Raw genomic sequence first — 12,146 nt, forward strand, 5'->3', positions numbered from 1 at the left:
GCCCTCGGGAAAGTATTCCCGGCCTGGGGGAAGCTGGCCTTGAGTGTGCTGGGCCTCAAGCGATTTGCGAAAGGCATGAATGACGGTAATGAGGTCCATTTTCCCTACACACCAGATGTTGGAGGCATAAGCCTCTTCAACTCATTCTTGAGATCATTGGCGAGCTGTACATAACTGACCACCGCGAAAGGGTCGGGCGAAAAATCAGGGTCATGGGTTGCACGATTGCGTAACTGCTGAAGTTCGCTGAGTGCCAGTACATGATTTGGGCTAAGCAGCCCAGATTTAGCGATAGCCTGGATAGATCCGAGTGGATAGCGTCGAGCAGTTGCGTTCGTCAGACCACGCGTAAGCGCAAGAGTTATCACCTGCTCTTCCACAGCTAACCATGCCTCTAATATCGCTCCACGCGGGTTAGCCGCTGCCAATCCCATAGTGCTAGGAGACACAGATGTAGACGGCAAGTCTGGTAAGGATGCCGCTACGTCCGCAACACGTCGGGCAAACTCGAATTCCAGATTGCCGAATTTTCCTTTCGTGATGGCCTTTGATAGATCAGATAGCTGCTTACGAAACAGCGCACCCAGTAAAACTGCAGCTGTAGGCCATGCCAGGGCCTTAGCTATTTCAGCGATGAAAGTTAGTCCATCCACAGTTTTCCCCTATCAACCCACGAGTTTGATGTAGTGGAGAGCTGGTAAGCCTGATTCACCGTCAATAATCGCTTCGGGTTCGCTTATGAGTTGCTTTGCAATCCGGTTGGATGGCTCGTTGTCGACACCGATAACAGCTTCCAAATAGAAACCTGGCTCGGCCAACTCGTTCGTCAATAAGCCGGAAAAATCCTCTAAACTGCTGATGATTACTGCTTTTGCGAGCCCCTGTCTACGGAAAGGAACCGCTACGGCATACCCTACTCCGAAGCAGCGTTTTCCTTCATTGGGCTCAGCTTCGATGTAGATAGCCAAGGCTTTTACCTGACGTCCTACAATCATTGCGTAAGTCATCCGGATTGTGTCCGGCGTTGGCTTATCGCGGAGAAAATACAACTCGCGCCGCAACTTGCATCGTTTGGGCTTGATGGTCCCGCTAAGAAGAGCTTTTTGAAAGCTGGTCAGCCCCGTGTAGGGATCAGTCATCACCGGCATGAGATTGCTTCCTTTCTGTGCTTCGCGGACGCGAAAACCGCGTCTCTTCTACAGCCTCGGCCCCACGTTTGACGGCAGGGCTTGGGATGTACCTGGTGCGATTTTCCTATGTTGCTGTGCCTTGATTTGAGACCAGCTTCTGCACCACTCAGAAAGGAAGTCCTCGGTAGGGCGGTCTTTGCTGATCAGCCGAGATGCTCGTGACGCTTAGACGACAGTTGCTGCGATGCAGAAGGTACTGGTTGGCAGCTTATTCGGGGCCGAGTTCGCTGGATTTACGTGAAGCGACCATCGATTCCAACTCGACCACGAGCTCATCCAAACTGGTGACGATTTTGGTCTTAGAGCCTAGTTGCGCGTTTTGCAGCGCACTCGCGGTCGCCAAGTCAGCCCTGAAGATGTCTACGTAGGGGATGTACATCGAATGCACCAGATCGCCAAAGTCGCTATCCCGTGCTTTTCGTGTGTTTTTGACTGCTACCACTGATGACAAGAATATCTGGGCGAGAAGCTTCGAAAATACGTACATGGACGGTGTGGATTCTAGATTGGCCATCACTTTAGGTTCTGGTGACACCTGCCCTTTGGACAGTGAATCGATCATCTCCTGCGACGCTTTGTCTGCGAGTTCTCTGGCGTGAATCATCAAGCGCTTTTGAGCCTCGGAACTGCTCGTACCCCCGTTCACTAATTCCAGATGGAGATCCTTGATCTCATTGGCAGAAGTTGTGAGCAAATTGCTTAATTCTTTGCCTGCACCACGAACTGCTTTCGAGTACTCGGTCGACCGACTCCAATTATTGATGTACCAATCGCATAAAAAATCCAGATCATTGACCGAGTTTTGCAAGGCGTTCGCGACTGCTTCGCCAGAGCGTTGCTTCGAAAACATCACGAGTGCGTTGCTTTTTTTGATCGGATATTCCTGGAGCAATTCCTGCAGTTCACCCCCCATTTTTACTGCAGATTTTTTGAGCGTTGATTTTTCGAAGCGTCTTTGCTGTCGGTTTTTTAAAGGCTCGGGGGGGACGTCAACTTCGTCCCCCCAAAGCTCTCCCGCGCTAGGGAACCAGTGTCCGTCGTCGTTCACCAGAGGGACATTGTTGCTTCCTGAAAGCTCTTGTGTGACCAAGGTGATTGGATCGGCAAAAACTTTTTTTCCACACAATTCTTTTATGCAGTTGAGGCGTAGCCTACCTAGTTCAGCGGTGTCTAAGTCAACAGGTACTGCTTCCATGATGTGCGCCATGGAATATCTGATTTCGATATCCCCGTTTTCCACCCAATTTAGCAACTTGGATCGAAGGGTTTGTATTGACGCTGCGTTTTTCTCCGTAGGACGGGAGAAATTGGAGAAATCACTGCTGTCCAGGTACACGCGGATAGGATTGGTCATTTGATCGGAAAATCCATAAACAAGACAGAAAAAGATGTCAAAATAATATCACTTTTACAGGTGCTACGTTTTCTGGCAACTCTCTGAAACAGACAGGTTTCTATCATTTTTAATGACATTCAATGCAGGCTTTCCCTGCCAGCGTTGCGAAAGGACGTCGCGCCTGCTGGTAATCTGTCATCGCCTTCGGCGAAGCTTCGAAAACTGTCAACAATGCCGCAGGAGTAGAGATGGGCGCAAAAATTGAGATCAGCAAGTTGGCTGGTATCGAATATCACGGAACACCTGGCTACACACAGCGTTGCCTCGATGCGCTCGTAAATTTGCTCAGCTCAGGAGACGAGGTTAAGTCGGCGTGGCTGTTGTCTTGGTTCGATGGCCATACAGGAACACATAGCATTCTGCTCAACATTTTCCCCTCGCAGCAGGTGCTGATAAAACCGGGATTTTCCTCTGGCTATCCCGGAGAGGGCCCAAGCGGTCTCTCCACAGCAATCCAACTCTTGCAGATGTTTGATGTAGAGACCGAAGAATACATAATCGATCGCGACGTCTTTCAACGCTGCGAAGCGGGATGCCTGTTGTCAGCCGATCTTGAGAAGCTAGAGCAGGCGCGTCCAGTTCGACCATGGCGCTTTTACGATTACATCATCCGTCGTCCAGAATGGAGCGAGAAAATTCGATCGCTCGATCTCCTACAGAACTTTCCTGTATCGCTGAGCTTTGGACTGCTCGATGAACGTCTAATCGATCTAGCTGTAGGATTTCTGGAAAACCCGGATTCCGCGATCTCCACGGCGTTTCGTCGGCTGGAAGACATCGTCCGAACCAGGATAGGCGTTTACGACAAAAGCGGTGTCCAGCTCTTAAAACGAGCCTTCGAAGGCGAACACTCCAAGCTTCACTGGAATGACCTTGACCTTGGAGAACACGCCGGGAAGGTGGGACTGTTTGTAACGGTATTTTCGGCGTACCGTAATCCACGCGCTCATCGGGAAATCCTCAGCAACCCAAAAGAGGCGGTGCGCGAATTTATGCTGATCAACCAGCTGTTCTGCCTAGAAGCTGCGTCAGTGCCTAGACAAGGCTCACTCTTGGATTAGTACAGCCCCTCCGACTTCGGGTCAGCCATAGTTCTGAGTCTATTCGCCAGCTCGATACTTCGATTTTGGCGAATAGTCCGCATACACAAGCCGCAGCGACGCTCCGTGCGACCTAACTTCCTTTCTAAAGCCGGAACTACCTGGCCAACTTATTCAGACCTGTAGCGAGAATCGACAGTTCTGCGGTTGCCACCGCGGTCTGGCTTGACTCGACGGACGTTTCGGTAGACAGGTTGGTAAGCGAATAAGGAACACACCTTGCGCAGATCAGGCCGGCATCCATTGATGCGGTAGTAATTGGCCGATTTCGCTGACCCGTTGCGTTGGTACCCACCCCGTCATGCACAAAAACTTTCATCCGTTGGCGCGTCGATTGGCGAAGAGGTAAGCGCAGTGGGGCTTCGCCGCACCGAATACCGCGATCACTCTGGCTGACGCAGTCTCAGTACCGGTGCGCATATCCATGGGTGGTGGCGAGCCATATGGAGCGGAACGAAAGCGGGCAACGCCGGCGGCTGACGATCACGATAAGCGGGTATCCACTTTCGAACCAGGTTGGCGTTGATGCCATGGCGCAGGGCTACGCTGGCCATGGACACGCTAGGTTGCAAGCATTCCTCGTCGACTTTGGCTTTAAAAGGTTTGGAATAAGAAGTTCGTTGGCGCATGACAATCCTGACAATAAGGGCGATGGTGTCCACGTATTTTAAAGTGGAGTACATCGCCCTTATCGCAGGGATCGGGTAGGTGATTTCGCCGAACGCATACGTTGAACAGATTATGGCTAGACGCCAACTACCATTGAGGACGCTTGGGACATCTCAAACTGGCTACGTACTGCGCTGCAGGTTAGGAGATTGCATTCCACTTGACCACCCATTTACATTGCCACTGACCAACCATTTGCATTCGACTTTATCAACAGGCGCCGCAAGGATGACCGACAGAGAACGGCCAGAAGCGGCCATTAGATTGGAGCAGCTGATCGTTCGCTCCCACTCACTTCCTTTGTAACTTTCTCTAAAGGTGAGGGCGCGTAGCTGGCTTGCTGTCGGAGCGTTTATCTGACCCAAAGGTTAGGCATCGTGTTCAACATATTCACCTATGTCAGTGAGCATGTAATTGCCAGCGGGGCGAAGTTTGGATGTTCATGGGCAAATTAATGCCCTACAATCTACTCAATCTCGATATGACTTGAATTTCATTAGAATTGAGTTGCCTCTAAAATTTATTATATAGGAGAGCACACAAAAGGCCACTTCTTAGTGGCCTTTTGGTTTGAATAATAATTTATTAGCTCTATCCGATTTGGATATAGGTAGCTGAACCGAGGCCATTCAACTTACGGTTTGTCGCCAAACTATTCCGACTCGTCCGTCATAAATCGTCTATTACACGGTCCAGCCAATCCACCTGATCTTGATACCAGTCCCTAGCGTCTTTCTCGAACTGATCTATCGCCTCCCTACCGTTGTCCCAATTTTCCTTGATATTATCCCAGAGCTGCTCGAGATACTCTCTTGTAGCGTCCCATGGCCCATCGTCATCTGACGTCGTCATAATCTGGGCGCTTTCGTCAAAAACTGCCTCTCCCTTGACTCTCGCCTCGATTACCTTCAGAAAGGAAGGAACTGACGACTGGGCAAAATCCTCACCATTGGTCACAATCTTCCAGGCACCACTAGTCGTCAGCTCTTGCTGGAAGGGCCGAAACTTTAGAAAAATGCCATGCAAAGCTACAGCATTGGAGAGTAATGCTGTAATGCGCTCTGACTCCGAAAATGCCTTAGCTAATTTCTCTTGCAATTCGATGTTAAGTTCATTTATTGAGTTTTGAAGCGTAGTTGTCACACTCATCGAAATTCACCTTTCTTGTCGAGATAAAAGATCCAATTTTTTCTAGAACCACATATGTTTCAGAGGCTGTCAATGCATAGTCACTCCAAAGGGTGTTGAAGTATTCTTGAAAATGTCTTGCCAACTCTTGATTTCGGCTGAAATAAACATTTTCAATATTCGAATGCAACGCTGCATGCGTAAGGTTTGCTGACCCGAAAAGAACTCTCCTCCCGAAAGCGCCCGAGAACACTACAAATTTCGAGTGCAGATAGTTTACGGAACTGTTTGTCACCAGAAACCTAGTAGATACGTTCGGGCCACAAATATGACGATCCCAAGCGTAATATTCTTCGATTGAATTTAGAAGCTCTCCTTCAATAGGTGGATTATTTGACATAAGCAGGTCGTCATCGCGAATAATGCTAATTTTAGTACCTGACTCGGCCGCCGTTCTTAAGATATTCGCAAGTTCAAGAGAGTTATACCCTTGGGAGACAATGTCAATTTTATCCGACTTCCCAGCCCAAAATGCAAACTGCGACAGAAAAGGTTCCCGATCGAATGGCATAAGGTAGGGAAGGGTTTCTTCTTCAGACGAAGGCAAATGGGCGAGAGAGCAGAGTTGATAGGCGTCACCTAATGAGACAAAGTCCTGGCGGATAGTTTTTACGTTAAAAATTTCCGAAAGGCACAGATGCCAAAGAAAAATACGATCCTGCTTCGGAATCGAAATCAATAGATAGTCATCTAGATTGTTCGGGGCTCGGCGTGTCGGATTTCCACTACTTATCAAGATGTCTGCCAGAGTGTCATTGTCATTGCTCATCAGCAGGAACTTTGGGTGAAAAGAGCTGATCCCGGGTATCTGGCCGGTCGCTTGCACTACTATGTTCGCCTTAGGTAGCTTCTGCGTAAGACAAGTTTTGAGGCGACTCACCCAATCTGCTCCTTCCTCCCCTCCCCCAAGAAGTCGAAGATGATGCAGTGTGTCCGAGGCGACACCGCAAAGGGCTCGAGTGAACGCGACATCACCTACTGCAAAGTACATTCCATCAATGCGGTCAACCGGCTGATGAGCCTTTAATAAGCCTACAAGCGGACTCTGCCTTTTCAGTAGATCTACCTCGTCGCAAAATATCATTGAGGCAGGCTGCTGAAGAAAATCATCGGAGAGAGAGTTCACAACACGGCCACTCGAAAGTGCCGTGCATTTTGGGATATTTCCGACAAAAACATTGGCATATGCTTGATCGGCGGCGAAAGATCCGCTCGCCAACAATTGAGTAATGGCAAGGGCAGCAACTATTCCCCCACAAGCAGACCGCATATCAAACCTCACTTAAAACTTATTCGAATGGTCAGAGGGCAGTGATCGCTGATACGGTCGGGGTGCTTCAGAATTGAAAGCACATTTTCATTTTCTTCTATCAGAATAACGGTACTATCGGCTGGAATTTTGGCGACGATAGCAAAGTCAATGGGTTGAAGGGAGGGCCTGAGAATACAAGACGGAGGAGCAATTATGGCCTTTGCCCAAGGCGCATAATGTTCTCTCCAAACTCTAAGTTTGGGATTGAGGAGTTCTCGATTGAAATCACCGATGACGAGAACGACATCATCCGCATCCGCCATTTTTAAAATTTCGCTGACCTTAAGGAACTGGGCATAAATCAGCTGACATGAGCTATTATCGCTGTCGACTTTCACAGTATCAGGGCATGAACTCTTGCCATGAATGTGTATCAGTCCAACTATTTTATCGGTCACCTTGATGCGAAAATATTGAATGTCTCTTGTCTCTGATGGATTAGCCTCGGCAACCAAGCCAATGCTTGAACGGAAAATGATGTTTGACCCAAGGTTCGTGCGTACTGCGGTGAAAGGGTAGACGATTCGCTTCAGGAGATAGGCATGGTCGCGTCGATCGTCGTATTCTTTCGTCCCGAGAATAGTATAGCCTTTGCCCAGTACATCGCGGACGGCCAGCTCCCCGGATGCCTCTTGCAGCAAGATTACGTCGGGGTCTTGGCTCTTAATGACTTTCTTGATGATCGACAAATCCGCGATGGTTCGCCAGGTTCCAATTTCTCCACGATAAGCATAGCCCGGTACATGGTGGAGGTTTGCGACATTCCAGGATGTAATCGTAAGACTATCTGCGGCGATAGTTGATCCTACATAGCCCACTGAAACAGTGGTAAGCAAAGTCATAAATCGAAGGATGGAGCCGAAGTTTAAACAGTGCACCACGCCCTGCAGACGACCGAGTGAGCGGAGCGATCGACTTGCGCCAATTGTTAGACTGCCCTGCCGTACGCGGCAAGCGGGGCCAGTGCGGTGTTCACCGGACGGAATACACGGAGTGTCTGTTTTGGCCCGGAAGGCTATTTGTGGTGTACGCATTGTGTGAAAGCAACTCCTTTGCTAAGCGCAAGTAACGGCCTCTACTGTCAAGCGACCATTCGATTCAGGAGCACGCAGCGCTGCTTTGGCTGATTTTCCTGGCTCGGTGCTGCAACCAGCATTTCCCTTTCGCCTAACTAGAAGTAGGTGAAAAAAGTAGCGTTCCGCTGCTTGTGTCTGATAGCGCTCCTTGCCTGTGCCTAACACCCTGCTCGGTCAGCATGTCGCGCTAGACAGCGAGGATGAAAGGCGATATGGCTTTTGGCCGTACCACGGAGCCTAGCAGCGTATCCGTAGTCTGCAATTGGCCCAGAGTGTGTAAAAACGCTTCGCCAAAATTGAAGTGAGCGCGTCTACGTTAAATCTGAAATTTATCGGCACGTCAGCAGATGTGGATTTCGCGTAGAAGCGCGATTTCCAGTCCAGTTTTGAGTACCTGTCGCGCTCAAAAACGTTTTTACACCGCCTCGGCCCATTGCTGCCTGTCGCAATTGTCCGCTTTGGGTCGGATAGCAACGGTCTAGCATCGACTGTCGCAGTGGGGTGGTTAAACTTCCGTCTGTTCCGCCATTTCCAGGGCATCATCGACCTCGATTCCCAGGTATCTGACGGTGCTTTCAAGCTTCGTATGACCAAGGAGGAGTTGGACCGCTCTCAGGTTCTTCGTCCTGCGATAGATTAGCGATGCTTTGGTTCTCCGTAGCGTATAAGTACCGTACATAGTTGGGTCAAGGCCAATGGCTTTCACCCACGCTTTGACTATCCGAGCGTATTGTCTGGTGGAGAGATGCTCTGAGTCGTGCAACCGGGTCGGAAACAAAAAGTCCTCGCTGCGGAAGTGGGCCTGATGCATCCAAGCCTCCAGAACCGTTCGGGTTTGCTCAGTAATTTCAAATTGCACTGGGTGCTGAGTTTTCTGCTGCATCACGATGGCCCGTGACGACACGTGCTCCCCATGGGCTATGTCTCGTACTCGCAGCTTGGTTAAGTCACAGGCACGCAGTTTGCTGTCGATGGCCAAGTTGAATAGCGCCAAATCTCGCGTCTTCTCAGCAAGCTGGAGTCTTACCCGTATGGCCCAGATATCTCTGACTCGGAGCGGGGCTTTCTGCCCGACAAGCTTTCCCTTGTTCCAAGGCTGATGGCTATATCTAGCAATAGTGTTCATGGCATGTCCTCCATGTTGAGGGAGGACAAGGGTGGATCAGTCACAATGAGTGGTGGTCGCTATTCGCCCCAAAGCGGTCAGTCGTGACAGGTAAAAAAAGACCTAAAGCGGACTTTCAAACCCACTGGTTTTTCACTACTCTCTGCTGCACTTCAGAAAAATATCGCCGGTTTCGTCACACAATGATTGGATAATTTTCATAGTTACGACACTGTCTATGTTAGATGATTGGGTCAATAACATAATGGTGATTTGGGTTAATGAGATGGCCATTGCGTGGGCTGGATCCACCATTCCCGAGTCGCTGGAGCCTACAAGAAGTATTTCGTTTTTTGAATCGGAAAGGCCCAAAGATGACTTGATGGTTTTTACACCTGCGTGGATATTCTGACTTGCCCACTTATAATAAGGTCGCCAATGATCAAGGCCAACGGCCCTTTCGATGTCGGAAAAATTTGCCCTTTTTTTTCCAAGAGCAGGTTCTGCCCATCCGTAGGCGTTACCGAAATCAACACCGAAACGTTGAATCGCTGCATCGTAATGAGTTTTTAAAGTATGAAAATCTTCGTCACTCGGTGGGGCCGCTTGCAACCGATGCTCGTATTTTTTATGTTGGCATGCGCCTTTATAGGAATCAATTATTTCATGTGAAACGTATCTTTCCACTGTGTCTTTTTCATGTTTAGCTAAAAACAAAGTAGTCACTGCTATTTCATGCAGTGCACGCCAGCGTGCGTGCGCGCCGTCCGGGAAACCATTGTTGAGTAAACAGACGATTTCTCTGGAAATTAGGCATCCCTTAGCATGCAATCTCGTCAAAACATCAAATAGTATATCGTCACTCATAACCGCGTTTGGACGTAACCTTTCGTTAGTACTGCTTCCTGCTTCTACGCAAACGGCTACAAGCAGTTCAAGCGTATCGAAACCGTCTTTCCACCGCTCATAGGTTTTTTCTAAAAATTTCTTGTGTTGATTTCTTCGATCGGTAAGACCTGTCTCGAACGCGACTTTCTTTATGGAGCGCAGGACCAAATCAGGAAGATCATCAAGCAATGTTGATTTTTTCTCAGCTATAGTTTCTGAGATGGCTTTCAGATCATCTTCTGTTTTAGCTGCATCAATTAACTCTTTTATCGCATCATTAAACTGTCGTTGAAGAATATCCATGAGTCACCTTCCAAGCGCTAATAGTTCGCAGATACCAAGAATGTTATTGGTCTCTTCTTTTTTCGCCTCATGGGCTTAGTCGGAAAATGGCTCCTTAGGCAGGAATACTTCGAGCTGAATAGAGGTGAAATGGGAGCCAAATCGTTGTTTCATATGGTACTCGGAGCCGAGTCGTGCCGGCACACTCAAAGAGCGAGCAGTTTACATCTCGCGTATACTGCCATCTGGAAAAAGGTACATGCCGTCCATCAGGTATGCAGGTTCACCTTCGCCAGGGCTAAGGTCTGAATATAAAGATTTAATTTCATTATCAGCCATCTCGTTTGTATGGTTTTTATAATTGTTATATACGTCAACATCATAGCTAAGACTCTTCAGTTCTTCACTAGAAACTCCCCCCAAAGACGCCTTGAGCGCTTCAATGTCATGAATCCATATCATTCCATTTTTACTGTAAAAAATACCTTTGTAGGCGCTCTTGTCAGGTATCCCCTCATAACCAAGAGCTATGGCGAACTCGACGCTTTTTTGGTAGTCCATTTTCAATTACTCAACTAATTGGTAGATGTTTCTTTGAGCACATGGCTGTCATATCGCTTTTAGGGTCGCGATGGCATGGCCTACTTGACTGCGGTAAATACTCAGGGTAGCAGTTAGTCACAATTTGCCGCCTCTCCGGCGGCTATTAGACGAGGACGGCCAGTACGGCGGAATTTGCACCCGACAGGCGCTGACCAGTATCTTAACCCCGACCACAGACATCAAGGGCCTGCATCACACATAAAGCCTTACATTCACTACCCGCGTTCATAGGTAGTCATTCCGGCGTCATGAGCGGCGCGAGTCATATTGATGAACTCTTCATTCCTGCCAATTGTTTCCAGCGCAACGCGCACGTAGCTCGCAACGTCACCCGATCCACGCTGCTCGACCCATAGCGTGAGTTCCATGATGGCGGCCTCAAGGGCGAGCTGGTTTTGGTTGATCTTCAGAAGCAGGGACGGGAGCAGGTCTGCTTGGGACATCGCAATTCCTCCTTGGAAAAGAACAGAGTAGTCGTTTAAAGCCCGGTCGTGATGCCGGGCGCCGCGTGGCTGCTCTTTGCCGATATCTGTCCGCCATGAAAGGCGGCAGATGGACAGCCGCTGACGCTCGCCAGCATCTGCTAGCCCTTTACCAGTTGAGGTCGCACCCCAGCGACGCTTTACAATAGAGTCCGGCCATCCTGATAGAATCGATCAGGTTATAGATAACACCTTTCTGAGAAATGGTATGAATACAGAATTGATGGAAGATGAGATGCGCCGGGCGCTATTCGGTGACTCTGAGCCCTCTGCGCCGGCGATTGACTCAAACGTGCAGGACACAGTCCCGGATGTTGTGATCGTGCAACCGGTGAAGGCTGCGAAGAAAAAGACGGTCTCAAAAGCCTTCACACCTAGGTTAAGAGTCACGCTCCGTGTGGGAAATGAATTTGAAGGTGAGATGCACGAGATGGTACATGAGGCCGATACGCTGAGCTCCCTAGTCGCAGAACAAGAAGCTACTAAGACGGCCAGAAAAAAATTCAGGTTTGTGGAAGTGGTCTCGGTCAAGTCGATGTAAGTGGGTACTCTCACTTAGCTCGTCCGCCTGGCATTAAACCGCATTCGGTTACCACGGATCACCCAACAGGTTTGTGTCGATTGAAGCCTCAAACATAAGGGGCGGTAATCGTATCCCGGGCTGGATTTAACCATCCAACTCTCAATGTTTAACTGGTCGTCAGCTCCAAGCCACATAACTGAGGGTGGCGATAGGCAGAAATCGGCCAGAAGCAGACGGTAAACCCAGGGAGTGATTACGGCCGATTCTGTTGAAAAAGCCGGTTTAGGTTCCTCGGACAGAAAAGTTGGCGTTTTAGATTGAAATGCAGGGCC

12 protein-coding genes and 1 pseudogene are annotated in these 12,146 nt (G+C 49.1%); 2 read left to right on the forward strand and 11 right to left on the reverse strand.

The genetic code is table 11. The features are described from left to right. Nucleotides 1–104: 104 nt before the first annotated feature. From JFU47_RS12270 to JFU47_RS12280, 3 genes are all read right to left on the reverse strand, one after another. Nucleotides 105–653 (reverse strand): hypothetical protein, encoded by a 549-nt coding sequence (locus JFU47_RS12270; protein WP_201183208.1) that lies wholly within the window; start codon nt 651–653, stop codon nt 105–107. A 12-nt stretch (nt 654–665) separates the two neighbouring features. Next, nucleotides 666–1,148 (reverse strand): N-acetyltransferase, encoded by a 483-nt coding sequence (locus JFU47_RS12275; RefSeq protein WP_201183210.1) that lies wholly within the window; start codon nt 1,146–1,148, stop codon nt 666–668. A gap of 250 nt (nt 1,149–1,398) precedes the next feature. Then, nucleotides 1,399–2,544, reverse strand: a complete 1,146-nt coding sequence (locus JFU47_RS12280; protein WP_201183212.1) for a hypothetical protein — start codon at nt 2,542–2,544, stop codon at nt 1,399–1,401. Nucleotides 2,545–2,774: 230 nt separating this feature from the next. On the opposite strand from JFU47_RS12280, the gene JFU47_RS12285 reads away from it, so the two are divergent. After that, nucleotides 2,775–3,647 carry a TIGR02391 family protein gene (locus JFU47_RS12285; protein WP_201183214.1) on the forward strand — a complete coding sequence of 291 codons (873 nt, stop codon included), beginning with the start codon at nt 2,775–2,777 and terminating at the stop codon, nt 3,645–3,647. A gap of 422 nt (nt 3,648–4,069) precedes the next feature. Here JFU47_RS12285 and JFU47_RS12290 read toward each other — a convergent pair whose 3' ends face one another. The 8 genes and pseudogenes from JFU47_RS12290 to JFU47_RS12325 form a co-directional block, all read right to left on the reverse strand. After that, the gene (locus JFU47_RS12290; RefSeq protein ID WP_201183217.1) at nt 4,070–4,315 is read right to left on the reverse strand and encodes a transposase; all 246 of its coding nucleotides are present in this window, start codon (nt 4,313–4,315) and stop codon (nt 4,070–4,072) included. A 709-nt stretch (nt 4,316–5,024) separates the two neighbouring features. Then, the gene (locus JFU47_RS12295; protein WP_201183219.1) at nt 5,025–5,504 is read right to left on the reverse strand and encodes a hypothetical protein; all 480 of its coding nucleotides are present in this window, start codon (nt 5,502–5,504) and stop codon (nt 5,025–5,027) included. Next, on the reverse strand, nt 5,467–6,813 hold the full coding sequence (locus tag JFU47_RS12300) for a phospholipase D-like domain-containing protein (protein ID WP_201183221.1): 1,347 nt from the start codon (nt 6,811–6,813) through the stop codon (nt 5,467–5,469). The genes JFU47_RS12295 and JFU47_RS12300 overlap by 38 nt, the downstream gene beginning before the upstream one ends. An 8-nt stretch (nt 6,814–6,821) precedes the next feature. Then, on the reverse strand, nt 6,822–7,889 hold the full coding sequence (locus JFU47_RS12305; RefSeq protein WP_201183223.1) for an endonuclease/exonuclease/phosphatase family protein: 1,068 nt from the start codon (nt 7,887–7,889) through the stop codon (nt 6,822–6,824). A 547-nt stretch (nt 7,890–8,436) separates the two neighbouring features. Continuing rightward, nucleotides 8,437–9,057, reverse strand: coding sequence for a tyrosine-type recombinase/integrase (locus JFU47_RS12310; protein WP_201183225.1), 621 nt, complete (start codon nt 9,055–9,057; stop codon nt 8,437–8,439). Between the two features lie 135 nt (nt 9,058–9,192). After that, the gene (locus JFU47_RS12315; protein WP_201183227.1) at nt 9,193–10,227 is read right to left on the reverse strand and encodes a DUF5677 domain-containing protein; all 1,035 of its coding nucleotides are present in this window, start codon (nt 10,225–10,227) and stop codon (nt 9,193–9,195) included. Between the two features lie 201 nt (nt 10,228–10,428). Next, nucleotides 10,429–10,767 (reverse strand): hypothetical protein, encoded by a 339-nt coding sequence (locus JFU47_RS12320; RefSeq protein ID WP_201183244.1) that lies wholly within the window; start codon nt 10,765–10,767, stop codon nt 10,429–10,431. A gap of 277 nt (nt 10,768–11,044) precedes the next feature. Further along, a pseudogene (locus JFU47_RS12325) lies at nt 11,045–11,252 on the reverse strand (hypothetical protein). 247 nt (nt 11,253–11,499) lie between these two features. Between JFU47_RS12325 and JFU47_RS12330 the strand changes: the two are divergent. After that, nucleotides 11,500–11,832, forward strand: a complete 333-nt coding sequence (locus JFU47_RS12330; RefSeq protein WP_201183248.1) for a hypothetical protein — start codon at nt 11,500–11,502, stop codon at nt 11,830–11,832. The last annotated feature ends 314 nt before the right edge of the window (nt 11,833–12,146 follow it).

This window comes from Pseudomonas sp. TH39(2020), from assembly GCF_016650715.1.
In the GTDB taxonomy this organism is placed as follows: domain Bacteria; phylum Pseudomonadota; class Gammaproteobacteria; order Pseudomonadales; family Pseudomonadaceae; genus Aquipseudomonas; species Aquipseudomonas mandelii_C.